The 17,688-nt window shown below is 33.1% G+C and carries 14 protein-coding genes, 1 tRNA gene and 1 pseudogene; 9 read left to right on the top strand and 7 right to left on the bottom strand.

From position 1 onward, the window contains the following. Positions 1-83 precede the first annotated feature (83 nt). The 5 genes from GQ47_RS05870 to GQ47_RS05850 all read left to right on the top strand — a co-directional run bounded on the left by GQ47_RS05870 (position 84) and on the right by GQ47_RS05850 (position 6,798). Positions 84-1,748, top strand: a complete 1,665-nt coding sequence (locus tag GQ47_RS05870) for a S41 family peptidase (protein WP_035646150.1) — start codon at positions 84-86, stop codon at positions 1,746-1,748. Between the two features lie 24 nt (positions 1,749-1,772). Beyond that, a complete protein-coding gene (locus GQ47_RS05865; RefSeq protein WP_081909320.1) occupies positions 1,773-3,509 on the top strand; it encodes a S41 family peptidase in 1,737 nt (578 codons plus the stop codon). A 291-nt stretch (positions 3,510-3,800) separates the two neighbouring features. Then, positions 3,801-4,580 carry a TatD family hydrolase gene (locus GQ47_RS05860; protein WP_035646147.1) on the top strand — a complete coding sequence of 260 codons (780 nt, stop codon included), beginning with the start codon at positions 3,801-3,803 and terminating at the stop codon, positions 4,578-4,580. Between the two features lie 63 nt (positions 4,581-4,643). Beyond that, complete coding sequence (locus tag GQ47_RS05855) at positions 4,644-5,780, top strand: 1-acyl-sn-glycerol-3-phosphate acyltransferase (RefSeq protein ID WP_035646145.1); 1,137 nt, start codon at positions 4,644-4,646, stop codon at positions 5,778-5,780. After that, on the top strand, positions 5,770-6,798 hold the full coding sequence (locus tag GQ47_RS05850; RefSeq protein WP_035646142.1) for an asparaginase: 1,029 nt from the start codon (positions 5,770-5,772) through the stop codon (positions 6,796-6,798). Before GQ47_RS05855 ends, GQ47_RS05850 begins: the two co-directional genes overlap by 11 nt. A 66-nt stretch (positions 6,799-6,864) precedes the next feature. Here the strand turns inward: GQ47_RS05850 and GQ47_RS05845 are convergent, their stop codons facing one another. Then, positions 6,865-8,106, bottom strand: coding sequence for an MFS transporter (locus GQ47_RS05845; protein ID WP_035646139.1), 1,242 nt, complete (start codon positions 8,104-8,106; stop codon positions 6,865-6,867). 90 nt (positions 8,107-8,196) lie between these two features. On the opposite strand from GQ47_RS05845, the gene GQ47_RS05840 reads away from it, so the two are divergent. The 3 genes from GQ47_RS05840 to GQ47_RS05830 all read left to right on the top strand — a co-directional run bounded on the left by GQ47_RS05840 (position 8,197) and on the right by GQ47_RS05830 (position 9,874). Continuing rightward, positions 8,197-9,066 (top strand): LysR substrate-binding domain-containing protein, encoded by an 870-nt coding sequence (locus GQ47_RS05840; protein ID WP_035646137.1) that lies wholly within the window; start codon positions 8,197-8,199, stop codon positions 9,064-9,066. Between the two features lie 56 nt (positions 9,067-9,122). Next, positions 9,123-9,209: transfer RNA gene (locus GQ47_RS05835), tRNA-Ser, on the top strand. A 74-nt stretch (positions 9,210-9,283) separates the two neighbouring features. Beyond that, positions 9,284-9,874 carry a hypothetical protein gene (locus GQ47_RS05830; RefSeq protein ID WP_035646135.1) on the top strand — a complete coding sequence of 197 codons (591 nt, stop codon included), beginning with the start codon at positions 9,284-9,286 and terminating at the stop codon, positions 9,872-9,874. Positions 9,875-9,911: 37 nt separating this feature from the next. Here the strand turns inward: GQ47_RS05830 and GQ47_RS05825 are convergent, their stop codons facing one another. The 6 genes from GQ47_RS05825 to GQ47_RS05800 all read right to left on the bottom strand — a co-directional run bounded on the left by GQ47_RS05825 (position 9,912) and on the right by GQ47_RS05800 (position 16,140). Then, a complete protein-coding gene (locus GQ47_RS05825; RefSeq protein ID WP_051951381.1) occupies positions 9,912-11,015 on the bottom strand; it encodes a sensor histidine kinase in 1,104 nt (367 codons plus the stop codon). A gap of 194 nt (positions 11,016-11,209) precedes the next feature. After that, positions 11,210-12,169 carry a nitrilase family protein gene (locus tag GQ47_RS05820; RefSeq protein ID WP_035646133.1) on the bottom strand — a complete coding sequence of 320 codons (960 nt, stop codon included), beginning with the start codon at positions 12,167-12,169 and terminating at the stop codon, positions 11,210-11,212. A 77-nt stretch (positions 12,170-12,246) separates the two neighbouring features. After that, on the bottom strand, positions 12,247-13,059 hold the full coding sequence (locus GQ47_RS05815) for an AraC family transcriptional regulator (RefSeq protein WP_035646131.1): 813 nt from the start codon (positions 13,057-13,059) through the stop codon (positions 12,247-12,249). A 203-nt stretch (positions 13,060-13,262) separates the two neighbouring features. Next, on the bottom strand, positions 13,263-14,024 hold the full coding sequence (locus tag GQ47_RS05810; RefSeq protein ID WP_035646128.1) for an SGNH/GDSL hydrolase family protein: 762 nt from the start codon (positions 14,022-14,024) through the stop codon (positions 13,263-13,265). Positions 14,025-14,090: 66 nt separating this feature from the next. Continuing rightward, positions 14,091-14,873, bottom strand: coding sequence for a DUF3050 domain-containing protein (locus tag GQ47_RS05805; RefSeq protein WP_035646125.1), 783 nt, complete (start codon positions 14,871-14,873; stop codon positions 14,091-14,093). A gap of 85 nt (positions 14,874-14,958) precedes the next feature. Next, a complete protein-coding gene (locus GQ47_RS05800; RefSeq protein WP_035646122.1) occupies positions 14,959-16,140 on the bottom strand; it encodes an acyl-CoA dehydrogenase family protein in 1,182 nt (393 codons plus the stop codon). A 165-nt stretch (positions 16,141-16,305) separates the two neighbouring features. On the opposite strand from GQ47_RS05800, the pseudogene GQ47_RS23850 reads away from it, so the two are divergent. Further along, positions 16,306-17,226 (top strand): annotated as a pseudogene (locus GQ47_RS23850) (tetratricopeptide repeat protein); the annotation flags it as partial. Positions 17,227-17,688: the final 462 nt, after the last annotated feature.

Raw genomic sequence — 17,688 nt, 5'->3', positions numbered from 1 at the left:
GAATTTGGAATTTTAGTTCTAAATTCGGTTTTCTTTTTTAAAGAAAGTTCCCAAAACAATCTAAATCTTAACCTGTTTAATTGATGCAAAAAATTACATTATTATTTCTTGTTTTATTTTCTCAAACCATTTTCAGCTCGGCAAAAATCACCGAAACTGAAAAATTGGTCGCAACCTGCAAAGTTTGGGGTTTCTTAAAATATTATCATCCAGAAGTTGCGGGAGGAAAAACGAATTGGGATAATCAGCTTTTAGAAAAACTTCCTAAAATAGAAAAAGCACAAACTAAAGAAGAGTTTTCATTGATTCTCGAAAACTGGATTGACGAACTTGGTCCGGTAAAAGAAATTGCACCAATTCCTGTTTCAAAAGACATTAAATTCTTTGATAAAAACTTCGATTTAAGTTGGATAAACAGCAATAAATTGTTTTCAAAAAAGCTTTCGAAGAAATTAAGATTTATAGAAGAAAATAGATTTCAAGGAGAACAATTCTACGTTTATGGTGGAGAACATGTTGGAAATGTTTATCTGCAAAATGAAAGCTATGAGCATCCAGATTTTACCAATAAGAATTCAAAACTGAGAATGATATTTATGTATTGGAATTTAGTAGAATATTTTTTTCCGAATAAATATTTAATGGATCAGAAATGGGATTTAACTTTAGAAAAAATAATACCTCTTGCGATTCAGTCTCAGAATTACAATGATTTTTATATGACAATGAGAAAATTAGTTTCTAAAATTGATGACAGTCATACAGAGTTTTATTTATATCCTTCGTCTTTATCAGTTAGTAAACAGAAGTTGTTTTTTCCTGCGAAAGGAAAAATTATTGAAGAGAAATTAGTCATTACAGAAATTTTGGGAGATAGTCTCGCTCAAGCAGATGATATAAAAATTGGGACAATAATTACTAAAATTAATGATAAAACAATTGGGGAGATTATAGCAGAAAACAGAGATTTGATTTGTGCATCAAATGAATCTTCATATTTAGATAAATTGGCTGAGAAGATTTTAAGTGGGTATTCAGAAACTGTGAAAGTTGAGTTTTTTAAAGATGACAATTACATAACTAAAACCATGACATGGTTTGATTATCATGAATCGCATCGAAATGAATTTAAAAAAGGCGCTCAGAAAAAGAAAGAAAAGTTTAATCTTTTGGATAATAATATTGGCTATGTTAACATGGGAGTCATTAAGCCGAGACATATTCCGACGATGATAGAAACCTTAAAAAACACAAAAGCAATTGTTTTTGATATGCGAAATTATCCAAACGGAACTTTTGGTGAAATATCACAATTTTTAAATTCTCAGGAAAAAGAATTTGCCATTTATACACGTCCGTATTATGAGTATCCAGGCAGATTTATTTGGGATGGAGAAACAAAAAGCGGTTCTGATAATAAAGATCATTATAAAGGAAAAGTAATTGTTTTGCTAAACGAGAAGTCAGTAAGCCAATCTGAATGGACAGCAATGTGTTTTCAAACAGCAGGAAATACTACAATTATTGGAAGTCAGACCGCCGGAGCAGATGGAAATGTGAGCCAATTTGATTTTAAAGGTTTTCATACCTTATTCTCAGGAATTGGAGTTTATTATCCTGATGGAAGAGAAACCCAAAGAATTGGAATTGTGCCTGATATTGAAGTAAAACCTACCATAAAAGGAATTCAGGAAGGAAAAGATGAGGTTTTAGACCGCGCTTTGGCATTTATTGAAACCGGAAAATAAACATTAATCGTAACCTAAATCACAATGCAAAAGATTACTCTGTTTTTTCTTGTTTTATTTTCTCAAACCATTTTCAGCGCAACAAAAATCACCGAAACGGAAAAGTTGGTAGCAACCTGCAAAGTTTGGGGATTCTTAAAATATTATCATCCAAAGGTTGCAAGCGGACAATTGGATTGGGACAAACAGCTTTTAGAGAAATTACCAAAAATTGAAAAAGCCGAAACAAAAGAAGATTTTTCACTAATTATAGAAAACTGGATCGATGAACTTGGCCCGATAAAAGAAGTTGCTCCAATTGTGGCTTCAAAAGAGGTCGATTATTTTGATAAAAATTTCGATTTAAGTTGGTTTAACAACAGTCAAGTATTTTCTAAAAAACTTTCGCAGAAATTAAAATTTATAGAACAAAATAGATTTCAAGGAGATCAATTTTATGTTTATGGTTCAGAACATGTTGGCAATGTTGGAATGCGAAATGAAAGTTTTGATCATCCCAATTTTACCGATAAGAATTCAAAACTTCGAATGGTATTTATGTTCTGGAATTTGGTAGAATATTTTTTTCCGTATAAATATCTGATGGATCAAAAATGGGATACAACTTTAGAAAATATAATTCCTCTTGCAATTCAAGCTGAAAATCAGGCTGATTTTTACAAGGTTATGAAAAAGTTGGCTTGTAAAACCGATGACAGTCACACAGAGGTTTATACTTATCCTTCAGCTTCTTCTACAGCAAATTCTAAACCTTCAAATTATTTTCCTGCTACTGGAAAGATAATCGATGAAAAACTGGTTGTGACAGAAATTTTAGCGGATAGTTTAGCACAAGCAGATGACATAAAAGTAGGCGATGTAATTACAAAAGTAAATGGCGAAACGGTAAAAGAGTTTATTGCAAAGTATAGAGATCTTACTAGTGCCTCGAACGAAGCTAAATTTTTAGATAAGATTGCTCCCGGAATGTTAGTAAGCAAATCAGATACTATTAAAGTGGAATTTTTGAAAAATGGAAAATATATCACTAAAACAATGATATGGCATGATTATCATGATTCACACCGAAATGAATTTAAAAAAGGAGCCAGAAAAAAGAAGGAAAAATTTAAGTTGTTAGATAACAATATCGGCTATGTTGATATGGGAATTTTAACTGGCAAAAATGTTCCTGATATGATTGAAAAGCTAAAAGATACTAAAGCTATTGTTTTCGATCTTCGAAATTATCCAAAAGGAACTATCGAAGATATTGCGAAATTTATAAGTCCTAAAGAAAATAAATTTGCGATTTATACCGTTCCAGATCTAAATTATCCGGGAAGATTTAAATGGAACAATGAAGGAACTTCATGCGGTATTGAAAACAAGGATCATTATAAGGGAAAAGTAATTGTTTTAGTCAACGAAGAAACCCAAAGTCACGCAGAATGGACTGCAATGGCTTTTCAAAGTATGGGTAATGCTACTATAATAGGAAGTCAAACTTCAGGCGCAGATGGAAATATTTCGGTATTTGATTTCAAAGGATTTCGCACATTGTTTTCAGGAATTGGCGTTTATTATCCAGACAAAGGAGAAACACAAAGAATAGGAATTGTACCTAATATTGAAATAAAACCAACTATAAAAGGAATTCAGGAAGGAAGAGATGAAGTTTTAGATCGCGCTTTGTTTTTTATCGAAGCGGGAGACTTGAAGACGGGAGCAACTACAAATCCAAAAGTAAATTTGAAGGAAATTCCGAGTCTAAAAAACTAAAAAAAATAGTATTGGGGGTAAAAGCTTTTGGCAAAGGTTAAAAACTTTTACAAAGGTTTTTCAATTTTGTCATCCTGAGTGAAGCAGAAGAACAAATAAGTAATTAGAAAAGATTTGGGGATCTTTTTTAGTGGACTTCTACTTCGCTCAGCTTGACAAAAATGTTAATAAAATCCGTTTTAATCAGCGCTTTTGCAAAAGCTAAACCCGTTAAATCCTTGTGTCATCCCACATGGAATTGCTATTCTTTTAATATTGTCGTAATTTTGACAGCTTTAAAAAATTAGACAATTGAATTCGACACTCATTATTACCGATACACATACACATTTATATTCAGAAGAATTTGATCAGGATCGTGACGCAATGATTCAGCGCGCCATAGATGCAGGAATTACACGTTTTTTTATTCCTGCAATCGATGCTGCTGCAACACAGTCTATGTACGATTTGGAGAAAAACTATCCAGAAAATATCTTTTTAATGATGGGACTTCATCCTACATATGTAAAAGACAATTATCTGGACGAATTGCAGCACGTTGAAACTGAATTATCAAAAAGAAAATTCTATGCCGTTGGTGAAATCGGAATTGATTTGTATTGGGATAAAACACATTTGAAAGAGCAGCAAATTGCTTTTAAAAGACAAATTCAGTTAGCAAAACAATACAAACTTCCTATTGTAATTCACTGTAGAGAAGCCTTCGACGAAATCTTTGATGTTCTTGAGGAAGAAAAATCTGATGATTTATTTGGGATTTTTCATTGTTTTTCCGGAACTTTAGAGCAAGCGGAACGCGCGATTTCTTACAATATGAAGTTGGGAATCGGTGGAGTTGTCACTTTTAAGAACGGAAAAATCGACCAGTTTTTAAGCCAAATTGATTTAAAACATATCGTATTAGAGACAGATTCGCCGTATTTAGCGCCAATTCCGTATAGAGGAAAACGAAATGAAAGTAGTTATTTAGTCAATGTTATTGCCAAATTAAGCGATATTTATGGAGTTTCTGCCGAAGAAATTGCAGTAATTACGACTCAAAATTCAAAAGACGTTTTTGGGATTTAACCCACGCCTTACAAAACTTTAATTTTTTTTTTGTTCTTTTGCCCACTTAAACCCAAATAAATAATGCAGAGATTTGATGCCATTCGACCGTTTTATGATTCCGAAATAAATGAAGCCCTTCATGATGTTGTAAATCATCCTATGATGAAAACCATGATGAACTTTACTTTTCCGGAAGTAGAAGATGAGGTTTGGAAGGATCAATTAAGAAAAACACATTCTATTCGTGATTTTCAATGCAATTTTATTTACAATACAATCCAAAAGGTTTTAGAAAAAAGCTCTGAAGGTTTAACGACTTCAGGTTTTGAAAAATTGGAACCAAATACTTCTTATCTATTTATCTCGAATCACAGAGATATTCTTTTGGATACTACTTTACTAAATGTTTGCTTGTTCGAACATGGTTTGGTAATGACCGCTTCGGCAATTGGAGATAATTTAGTAAAGAAAGCTTTCTTAGCAACTTTAGCAAAATTAAACAGAAACTTTTTAGTTTTAAGAGGATTAACGCCTCGTGAAATGTTGCAAAGTTCTAAATTGCTTTCGGAATATATGGGACAGTTATTGCTTCGCGAAAATCGTTCGGTTTGGATTGCTCAAAGAGAAGGAAGAACAAAAGACGGAAATGACGAAACCAATCCAGGTGTTTTGAAAATGATCGGAATGGGGTCTGATGAAGAAAACTTAATGGATTATTTTAAGAAATTAAAAATCGTTCCGGTTTCTATTTCTTATGAATATGATCCGACAGATGTTTTGAAAATGCCGCAATTAATGGCAGAAGCAAACAACGAAGTTTACGTAAAAGATAAAAATGAAGATTTCATGACCATTTTGAGTGGTATCATGGGAACTAAAAAAAGAATACATATTTCTGTTGGTGATGTTTTAGATACAGAAATCGATCAGATTGTGGTCGAGAATGACAATGCAAACAAGCAAGTTCAGGCTTTGGCGCAAACTATTGATGATGTTATTTTGAAAAACTATCAATTATGGCCAACTAATTTTATTGCTTACGATATTTTAAACGAAACAGACAAATTTGCTCACAAATACAAAGAGAACGAAAAACAGCTTTTTGAACGTCGTTTAGAAATGAGAATCGGAAGCGATAATCCTGTGACAAGACAAGGATTTTTAGCGATGTATGCGAATCCTGTTGTCAATAAATTAAAATACCAAGATGTCATCTAAAGCTAAAATACTATTGATTTATACCGGAGGAACCATCGGTATGAGCAAAGATTTTGAAACTGGAGCGCTAAAAGCATTCAATTTTGGTAAATTAATTCAGAAAATTCCAGAAATTAAACAATTGGATTGCGAAATCGAATCGATTTCATTCGAACATCCAATTGACTCTTCGAATATGAATCCTCAAATGTGGACAAAAATTGCCACAATGATTGAGGAAAATTATGCTTCTTTCGACGGTTTTGTTGTTCTTCATGGATCAGATACAATGTCGTATTCGGCTTCGGCATTGAGTTTTATGCTGGAGAATTTAGCCAAACCAGTTGTGTTTACAGGTTCGCAATTGCCAATTGGAGATTTGCGTACCGATGCAAAAGAAAACCTGATTACAGCAATTCAGATAGCATCTCTTTTAGAGAATGGAAAACCGGTTATCACAGAAGTGTGTTTGTATTTTGAATACAAATTATACCGAGGTAATCGAACGTCTAAAGTAAATGCAGAACATTTCAGAGCTTTTACAGCGCCAAATTATCCTGAATTGGTAGAATCTGGAGTGCATTTAAAATTAAACAAACATTTATTTCTTCCAGTAAATAAAGATGCAAAACTGATCGTTCATAAAAACTTAGACAATCATGTTGCCATCATCAAAATGTTCCCGGGAATGAGCGAAATCGTTTTGGCTTCAATTTTGTCAACTCAAGGTTTACGCGGAATTGTTTTGGAAACTTACGGTTCAGGGAATGCACCGACTGAAGATTGGTTTTTAAATTTAATTGAAAAAGCGATCAAATCTGGAATGCATATCGTAAACGTAACACAATGTTCAGGCGGAAGCGTGAATATGGGACAATACGAAACCAGTACAGCCTTGAAATCTTTAGGAGTAATTTCGGGGAAAGACATTACTACAGAAGCCGCAATTACAAAATTGATGTATTTGCTTGGACATAATATTCCACAAAACGAGTTTAAAGATATTTTTGAGACTGCGCTTCGCGGAGAAATTTCGTAGAAAAAAATTCTAATTAAAAATCCCAGATTCAAAATTTCGATTTTTAGAATCTGGGATTTTTTAATTTTAATCTTTAGAATTTCTGTAAGGAACCGGACAAGTTTCTAAATCTTCAGAAGTAGTGTGTTTTTTATAATACACATAAACAATCACCGAAACAATACATATTATTCCCTGAATAGCAACCGTATTTCTTGTTCCTATAATGTGAGAAACGTAACCGATAATTAAACTTCCCACAGGAATCATTCCCTGATAAGCCATTAAATAATAACTGATACTTCTGGAACGCATATTTACAGAACTCTGTGTCTGAACATAAATGTTTATAGATGAGGTTTGCGCCATCATTCCTACGCCGCTCAGAGCCATACAAATAAGCGCTATAGTCAAACTATTTGAGTAGGCAAGTATAATAATGCTAAAGCCTAATAATAAACTCGCTGCGATCATTATTTTGTTCATATTGTCGGCTTTTTTAAGGTTAGCCAAATATATTGCTGATACAATTGAACCGATTCCGGCAGCGCTTTCAAACCAACTGAAGGTTTGTGCATTTCCGCTAAAAATATCTTTCGCAAAAACTGGCATCAAAGTATTGAATGAAATAACGAACAAACTACTACACATTAGCATTAAAAGCATTCTTGCCATTTCGGTTTCTTTTTTTACATAATCTAAACCTTCAAGAAAATCATCAAGCATTTTAAATTTATCTTCAGCTTTGATGTGCGGTGTGATTCTCATCATTAAAAGAGAAACTAAAACCGGAATATAGCTCAGGAAATTTCCAATAAAACAAATGTCTTCACCATAATTGTGCAAAATAATTCCAGCAAGCGCAGGACCTGCAATTCGGGCAAAATTGTTCAAAGTTGAGTTTAATGCGACGGCGTTTGGCAAATCTTCTTTATCGTCGACGATATCTATCATCATAGTTTGTCTGCAGGTCATGTCGAATGCATTTATGATTCCCTGAAAAAGACTTAATGCCAAAATAAAATTGATGTTGTAGATTTTTAGATAAAGCAATAAAGCCAAAGCCCCAGCCTGAAGCATGGCTAATGACTGCAATAAAATCATGGCTTTGTGTCGGTCATATCTTCCGATAACACTTCCAGCCAATGGTGCAAGAAATAAAGACGGAATCATGCTTAAAAATGTAGCCAAACCTAATAAAAATACGGAACCGGTTATACTATAAACCATCCAGCTGACAGCAGTTTTCTGCAACCAGGTTCCGACAATTGAAACGGATTGTCCGTAAAAGAAGAGCTTGAAGTTTCTAGATTTTAATGCTTTAAACATGATTTGTAATATTTAATACAAAGGTCGGGATTATGATTACATTAGAAAAATTAATAATTTTACTGATAATAAGTATTTAAACTTATCAATATGGAATTATATCAACTTGAATATTTTATTAAAACGGCTGAAGTATTGCATTTTACAAAAGCAGCCGAATTGTGTTTTGTAACGCAATCTGGCCTTTCGCAACAAATTAAAAAACTGGAAGAAGAGCTTGGTTTGCCTTTGTTTAAGCGAATTGGCAAAAAAGTGCAGTTGACAGAAGCGGGTTCTGTTTTTTTGATTCACGCCAAAAAAGTAGTCGAAAATGTAGAAAACGGAAAACAAGCAATCGAAGATTTAAATGAAATGATTGGAGGTGAACTGCGAATAGGCGTTACGTATATTTTTGGTTTATTGATTCTTCCGGTTGTCAATGCATTTGCTAAAAAATATCAGAATCTGAAAATTGTTGTTGAATATGGAACAACTGAAGCTTTAGAACAAAAACTTCTTGATAACCAGCTAGACGTCGTTTTGGTTATTTCATCGCATGAAATTGAGCTACCCATTCAGAAAATCCCTTTGTTTACCTCTCATATGGTTTTGGCGGTTTCGAGAACACATGTTTTAGCCGTTTTAGATAAAATAGCTTTTAAAAAGATAGAAGAAATTCCGCTGGTTTTGCCCGGAAAAGGCTCGAATTCAAGAGAATTTGTTGAAGAATTATTTCAAAAATTCAACATGAAACCTAAAATCTCAATAGAGTTGCATTCGATACACGCATTATTACAAATGGTAGAAAACAGTGATTGGGCGACAATTGTTGCAGAAATGGCGCTAAAAGGCTGGGATCAGCTAAAGGCGATACAAATTACAGGAGTGGCGACCAAAAGAGAAGCTTTTATGCTGACAATAGGCGGTTATCAAAAAAAAGCCGTAAAGTTGTTTATGGAAGAATTTAGAAAAAGCATTTAAGTTGCAGATTTTGTTTTTAAAAACCATTTTTTTTTGTGTTCTTTGCAGACCAACAAAGAAAGGTGTCCGAGTGGTTGAAGGAGCTAGCCTGGAAAGCTAGTATATGGGTAACTGTATCGAGGGTTCGAATCCCTTCCTTTCTGCTGAATTTCAAGTTAAAACCTGTAGATTAATTTTTACAGGTTTTTTAATGTCTAAACCTTAACGTAAATTGTAAATGAAAAAAATCTTCTTACTGGTAATTTTAGGAGTAAATTTAAATTTAAGCGCACAAAATGCGACCGCTGAAAAATCGATTTTTGGAGTACAGACAGGTTTTATTGGTCTTTGGGCTAACAATGAAAGCCGACTTGTAAATAACTTTGTATTAAGAAGCGAAATTGGAATTGAGCATGATATTGCAGTAGGAGATCAGTATGATGGAGCAGGTTTTATTTTTCAACCTGTGCTGACTTTAGAGCCGAAGTTGTATTACAATTTGAGTAAAAGAAGACGTACTGGGAAAAATATATCAAAAAACAGCGGTAATTACGTATCATTAAAAACAAGTTATCACCCTGATTGGTTTGTGTTGAATTTGGATGATAATATCACAAAAACAGCTGATTTAGCCATTGTTCCAACGTGGGGATTCAGACGTGTGGTTGGTGAACATTTTACTTACGAAGGAGGAGCAGGTCTTGGTTACCGAATCGTTTTCCTAAAATCGAATTATTATAACGGATATGCAACAAATGCAGATGGTAATTCGACAAACAGAAATCAATACACACCTTATTTTCATATAAGATTAGGATATACTTTTTAAAATAAAAAACCTCTTGCGATTTTTGCAGGAGGTTTTTTTATAGTACCGGAATATAAATATCAAACTTGGCGCCATGGTTTAATTTGCCTGTTGCCGTAATGATTCCTTGATGGTTTTCTACAATCTTCTTTGCTATAGTAAGACCAATTCCAGTTCCCTTATATTCTGCTCTGCTATGAAGTTGCTGAAACATTTCGAAAACACGACTTTCAAATTGCTGTTCAAACCCGATACCATTATCGCTGATTGTTATATGACAGTAATCAGATGATGACGGAAGATTCTTTGTTTTTTGTTTGGTATAAATGCTTTCTATTGTAATACGAGGTATTTCTCCTTGTTTTGAAAACTTGAGAGAGTTACTTATCAAATTGCATATAAGTTGATGAAATTGTGATGGTATTATATAGGCACTGCAATTTCCGGATACTTTTACAATGGCTTTTTTTAGATCGATTTCTTCACTTAAATCTTCTATTACTTTATTTATAACTTCATTAATACTAACGTTTTCAAATTTCTTTTCGGTTACATTTGTGCGCGAGTACGTTAATAGATCATTTATAAGTCCTTGCATATGAGAGGCGGCCACTTCGATACGTTCTAAATAGAATTTCCCCTTTTCAGTTAAATTTTGGTGCTCATCTGTATTTATTCTGTCTGTAAAAACCTGGATTTTTCGTAAAGGCTCTTGTAAATGATGACTTGAAATGTAGGTAAAAGCTTCAAGTTCATTATTTGTCAATATTAATTCAGTTGCTCGTTTTTCTTTTTCTTTATTTTGAAAAGTAAGTTCGGCATTGGCAATAACCAATTCTGCGGCACGTTTTTCTTTTTCCTGATTTTGATAGGCCAGTTCAGTATTGGCAATAACAAGTTCGGCAGCGCGTTTTTCTTTTTCTTTGTTTTGGTATGCAAGTTCAGTGTTTGCTATAACTAATTCTGCGGCGCGATTCTCTTTCTCTTTATTTTGGTAAGCTAATTCGATATTAGCAATAATTAGTTCTGCGGCACGTTTTTTCCGCTCTTCTATTTGCTGGGAAAGTTTTTTATTGACGAACAATAATTCGTCATTATGATTTGCTTTATTTTTTTCTGGAAGAGCAAAACCATCAGTAGGAATATTTTTTTTTTCGCTCATGTTTTCTATTGCATTTACTCAAATATAACCTAACTAAATTTAAAGTGTTTGTTTTAAATGTTATAAGTGTATTTATAATAAAAAAACTAGCGTTATTACTGAAAACGGAAACTTATTTATTATTAAGTTTTTTCTTTCTTTTTATGATTGAGAATTTTATTTTTAAGTGCTGAAAAATTTAGTTGTTTTTGATTTTATTCTTTTGCAACTGGTTTCAGCCAGACTACATTTTGTTCTGATTTGTGATTTCGACCAATAATATCTTTGTACAATTCTGGTCTTCTAGCTTTTATATAGCGATTTCCTCCAGCCTGAATGCATTTTTCCGGAGTAAGTACAGCCGTTGCGAAAGAATCGTCAAAAGTTCTGCATTCGGCTAAAATATCTCCAAAAGGATCAATAATCATAGAGCAGCCGTTTTTTAATTGGTCATCGTCCATTCCTATAGGATTTGAAAATATCGCATAAACTGCATTGTCGTAAGCTCTTGCCGGAAGCCATTTCATTAACCAATCGCGGCCTTTCATTCCGTCAAATTCTAATCGTAAAGAAGTTGGATCTGTTTCGCGGTTTTCCCAAAGTTGAGGTGCAACAAAACCAGCGCCAGGTCGGGTAGAAGGAGTACACATGGTTACGTGAGGCATAAAAATAATATCGGCTCCTAAAAGTTTTGTAGCACGTACATTTTCTATGATATTATTATCGTAACAAATTAGAATGCCACATTTCCAGCCTTCAATTTCAAAAATACAATAACGATCTCCAGGCGTTAAATACGGATTTATAAAAGGGTGTAATTTTCGGTATTTGGCAACTAAACCATTTTTATCCACACAAACATAAGCTTTGAATAGATTGTCATTTTTATCTTTTTCGAAGAGCCCGGCTAATATTACAATGTTATTATTTTTAGCAATTTCGACCAATTTTAGAATGCTTTCTCCACTCGGAATTAGTTCTGCCAAGTCCAACATTTGATCTTTTGATAAATTTCTTGCAAATGTATATCCGGTTATAGAACATTCATGAAATGAAATCACATCGCAGCCTTCCTGAGATGCCTTTTGAGAAAGTTTTTCTATTACAGATAAATTATAGTTTTTGTCACCGCTTTTGTTTTCGAATTGGGCTGTGGCTATTTTTAGATTTTTCATATTGCATGCTATTAATTTCAGTCAAAAATAGCATCGGCAATATTTTAAAAATTGTACAAAACCGACATTTTAGAATGTTATACGGAAAATCTTTTTATAAGGTTATTGGTTAATTTTCCGGTGTATAAGTATTCTTTCGGAGTTATTCCGGTATGTTTTTTAAATTCTTTTATTAAATGTGATTGATCTGAAAATCCGGCATCGTAACAAATTGTTGTTAGATTAGTATTGTCAGGTTTGTCTTTTAATAATTTTAGGAAGTGATGCAGTCTTACAACATTACCAAATTTCTTTGGATTTAATCCGATGCATTCTTTGAATTTTCTTTCAAGATGTCTTCCAGTATAACCTGTGTATTGAACCAATTGGTTTATAGAAAAATGACCTTTATTTGCGATGATAAAATTTAATGAATTATCTATTATAAACTGATTTAAAATCGGTTTTGCAGTAATCATTGATGTAAAAAAATGATTTAAAAGTTCAATTCGCAATTGATTGTTTTGTTGAGATAATTTTTCCTGAAGTACAGTAATTTTTTGGTCAAATACATCTTCAACAGGAATAATAGCATCGTGAAATTCATTGGCAGGAATTCCTAATAATTGATGGATTCCGTTGGGTTGAAAGACAACAATGATTAACGTTATTTCATTCTCAGAATAAAGATCTTTAAAACCATTTAGCTGTCCGTATAAAAAAGAAGTTGGTAGATAATCTTTTGCATTAAATTTATTAATTCCAGAAATCAGCTTGCTTTTTACGGAGAATACAAGGCCGGTATTACCATCAGAAAATAAACGAAATTTTTGCACAGCAGTTTCTGTATTATCTAAAAACAGATAATGTTTGATGTAAGGCGATAACTCTTTTGGAGGTGAAACTTGCATGAATTTAATCTATTCTAAGGCTAATCTGTTTTTGCTAAAGTAGGTATATTTTTCTTGAAAAAACAAAAAAATCTAGTCTAGCCCCGATAGAAGCGGTATCCTTTTATGGTCTCGTTTCTTTAACGAGACCATAAAAGATATAGCGGATAGCGGGACTAAACGTGTTTTGAAAACTGATTTTTCTGCTCCTAAAGATATAAATGCTAATCCTGCAAAACCATTTTGACTTTCGGCAGCATTCGCTCTACAAACATTTTATAAGCTTGTTCTGAAGGATGAAGACCATCTGAAGCCACTAAGCTTGGATTGTTAAGACCTTGTCTTGTAATATCAGTAATTGAAATAAATGCAACATTTTTTGTGATACAATAACGCTCCGCAAAAGAATTATAATTATTTAATTCGTTTGAAATTTTCATTCGGTTCTCATCCGTATAATTCTTCGTAAAGGGCGTATAGGCGTAATCTGGAATTGAAAGAACAATTACATTTTTATTGTCGCCTTTTGCAAGCGCTATTGCTTTGTTGAGTAATTGCGGAAATTCTTTTTCATAAACCGAGAAATCCTGATGTTGATATTGATTATTTACACCGATTAAAAGTGTAACCAAATCATAATTGGAATCGGGATTTTGAGTGTTTATTGCCGAAATTAAATCACTTGTTGACCAACCGGTTTGAGCAATAATTTTTAATGAAAAAGCAGTTTCGGGATAAATTGTTTGTAATTTGGTTTTGAGCTGTTCAGGATATCGGCAAGTTTCACAAACGCTTTGGCCAATAGTATAACTGTCCCCTAAAGCAAGATACTTTATAGATGATGAAATTGGCGTAGTTGGAACTTCTGTCGTTGGCGGAGTTGTTGCCGGCGGAACAGTGGTATTCTCTGAATCTGATTGATCAGCGCTGCAACTCACAAATATCGAGAAGATGACAATAACTATTTGTTTGAAATGCAGTTTCATAATTTGGATAAATTAGGTTTGTAAACATCTTAAACAAATAGTTACGTTAAATATTTGAATTCGGTTTTAGACCATTTCAGCTTTTAAAAGAATTTCTTCCTCAATGGCATTCCAAAGTCCGATTCGTTTTTCTAAGGCTAAAATGGAAACTTCTTCGACTTCTTTCCATTTTTGAGCATCGTCTTCGCACAATTCTGTAATCATTTGCATTGCCATTGGTCCGTGTTCGTCGGCATCAAGTTCAATATGTCTTTCGAAATAATAAAGCAATTTTGCTAAATCAACTTCTGGAAGATTTTTTTGAAAGTTTTTCAGGATTTCAGTAAACATACTCGGAATCAAATCTTCTCTTCCAAAAGTAAATGCTGCAGCGATTTGGTGTGGTTTTCCTTCTTCAATTACTCTAAAAGTAAAGTCTAAGAAAGCTTTTACATCAGGATGAAGCGAACTTTGTTTGATAGCAACAAAAATATTGTGAAGCGAATGTACTTCGGCTAAAAATTTATTGATTCCGGTTGTATCAGAGCCACAGTCTTCCATTGCTTCAAGATACATTTCGTAATGGCTTTGTCTTCTTCCGTCAATCGTTAAATCGGTTTCTTCTGCAAGAACAATTTCGTTGATTAAATATCTTGTTTCAGGGTTTTTAGTGGCGAACCAAGGTGTTGTTGTGCACGTAAGTTTGGCTTGTAAAGCTTTTAGCAATGACATAAAATCCCAAACAGCAAAAACATGATTTTCTAAAAAACTGTGCAAGTCATCAATATTTTGAATTTTGCCGTATAAAGAGTGGTTTAAAAGCTGGTCTTTTTGAGGTTGAATGCTATTGTTTATAGTTTCAATATTCATTTATGTAAATTTTGCTGCAAAGATAAAAAGCTTCTCGATTAAGAGAAGCTTTTTAAATTGATTTTGTATATACTTTAATAATTGTTTATGATTTAAATGCTGGAATTCCAGTTACATCCATTCCGGTAATCAATAAATGTATGTCGTGAGTTCCTTCGTAAGTGATTACGCTTTCAAGGTTCATCATGTGACGCATAATTGAATATTCACCTGTAATTCCCATTCCGCCTAGCATTTGTCTTGCTTCACGTGCGATTTCAATTGCCATATTAACATTATTACGTTTTGCCATTGAAATTTGAGCCGTTGTTGCTTTTCCTTCGTTTCTCAAAACACCTAAACGCCAAGTTAATAACTGTGCTTTTGTGATTTCGGTAATCATTTCGGCCAATTTTTTCTGTTGTAATTGTGTTCCTCCAATTGGTTTTCCAAACTGGATTCTTTCTTTAGCATAGCGTAAAGCTGTATCATAACAATCCATTGCTGCACCGATTGCTCCCCACGCAATTCCGTAACGAGCTGAATCTAAACAGCCAAGCGGTGCGCCTAATCCAGATTTATTTGGTAAAAGATTCTCTTTTGGAACTTTTACATTATCAAAAATTAATTCTCCCGTAGATGATGCACGAAGCGACCATTTGTTATGCGTTTCAGGAGTTGTAAAACCTTCCATACCGCGTTCAACAATTAAACCGTGAATTCTTCCTTCTTCATTTTTTGCCCAAACCACAGCAATATCTGCAAATGGAGCATTTGAAATCCACATTTTGGCACCATTTAAAAGATAATGATCTCCCATATCTTTAAAATTGGTAATCATACTTCCAGGATCAGAACCATGATCTGGCTCAGTTAAACCAAAACATCCCATGAATTCTCCGGTTGCCAGTTTTGGCAAATATTTCATGCGTTGTTCTTCGTTTCCGTATTTCCAAATTGGATACATTACTAAAGATGATTGTACTGATGAGGTTGATCGAACTCCAGAATCACCTCTTTCGATTTCCTGCATAATCAAACCGTATGAAATTTGGTCTAAACCAGCACCGCCATATTCAACTGGAATATAAGGCCCGAAACCTCCAATTTCTCCAAGTCCTTTAATAATCTGTTTTGGAAATTCTGCTCTTTGTGCATACTCCTCAATAATAGGAGAAACTTCTCTTTTAACCCACGCGCGTGCCGACTCACGAACTAGTTTATGTTCGTCAGTTAACAAATCGTCAAGGTTGTAGTAATCTGGTGCTTGAAATAAATCTGGTTTCATTTTTGATATGTTTTACAAAAACAAATTTACGCAATAAAAATATAACAAAACAAAGCTAAATTGTTATATTTTTTTAATTTTGTTGTAAAATTAACAAGACTATGGCAAATAAATTTTAGTATATTGAAAATATATGCGTTATTTTTGGAATCCAAAAACAAATTAATGAGGCTAATCATCTCTTTTTTATTTTTTCTTGTTCTTAATACGAGTTTTGCCCAACAAACTCAAATTAGCGAACAGGAATACTTAGTCCTACAAGACAAAATTCGATTCAGTTTTAATGACAATGTCGATCGAGGTCTTGCATATACTAGAGAATTGATGAAATCAAACGATAATAAGCACCTGGCATTTGCTAATGGTGCAGCTTGTTATTTGTACCAAATGAAGGGCAATATTCCTAAGTCTGACGAAAGTTATAAAAAAGCATTTCAGTATTTAGACAAAATGCCTGAATCTCCAGAAAAAACCAAACTCACAGCTTATCTTTATAATTTTCGAGGATTGACCGAATGGAAAAGAGGCAATTTAAGTGCTGCAATTGAAAATTATCAAAAAGGTATCAAGTTCTCTATTAAAGTTGAAGACGTTATTCAAATTGTTAAATTCAAAAGCAATATTGCAATTGTTAATGAACAGGTTGGAAATTATCAATTATCTATTAAAAATTTAAGGCAAAACAACGATTTCATTGATAAAAATGAAAGGGTTTACGCAAGGGATCAGTTTCAAAATAGTAAAAGCAACATTAATTTGGATTTAGGTGGCTCTTACGAGGGCTATTTTATGAAAAATCAAGATAAAAAGTATTTGCTTGACTCGGCTGAGTATTTTTATAAAAAAGCCGTTACTTATTCTCAAAATTTCACTAGTAATAAAATTGCCGCTAAAATGAGTTTAGGGAATATTTACCTAATGAAAAGTGACAATAAAAATGCTGAAAAAATCTATTATGATATTTTGTTTTTAGCAAAGCAAAATAATTCGGAAAGCTTTTATCATACTGCTAATTATAATTTAGGAGACTTGTATTTTTATATGGGAAAATACGAGAAGGCTTTAGTTTGCTTAAAAAAAGTAGATTCTATTTCGTTGAAAAATAACACTTTGGATGAAAGTTTTTTGAAATCAAATTACCTTCAGGCTAAGATCTACAGCGCACTCAACAAACCAGAAGAAGCTTATAAACATTCTAAAATTTACTTGAATGCTTATGAAAAATCTCAGACAAAATTTAGAGACGAAGCTCAAGAAGTAAATTATAAATTAGGTGTAGAAGATTTGAGCGCGGAAATGCTTACTATTCAGGAAAAATATAAATACGATGTTTTAATAAGTAAAGCACTAAAAGTGTTTTATGTACTTCTTGTTTTAGGAATTGTATTTTTTCTGATAAAAAACATTCGAGACAAGAATAAGGCACATAAAAAAATGAATGCTTTAATTGAGGAGTTTAAAGCTAATTTGGAGAAAAAAGAAAATCCTCCAATTTTAGTAGAAGCTACTGAAAACTTAGAGACTGAGGAAATTCAGCTTAAAAAGGAA

Source organism: Flavobacterium sp. ASV13, from assembly GCF_000745775.1.
Taxonomy (GTDB): Bacteria; Bacteroidota; Bacteroidia; order Flavobacteriales; family Flavobacteriaceae; genus Flavobacterium.
Note: the sequence above shows the minus strand (reverse complement) of the source record. Positions and strands in the feature narration are given on the sequence as shown.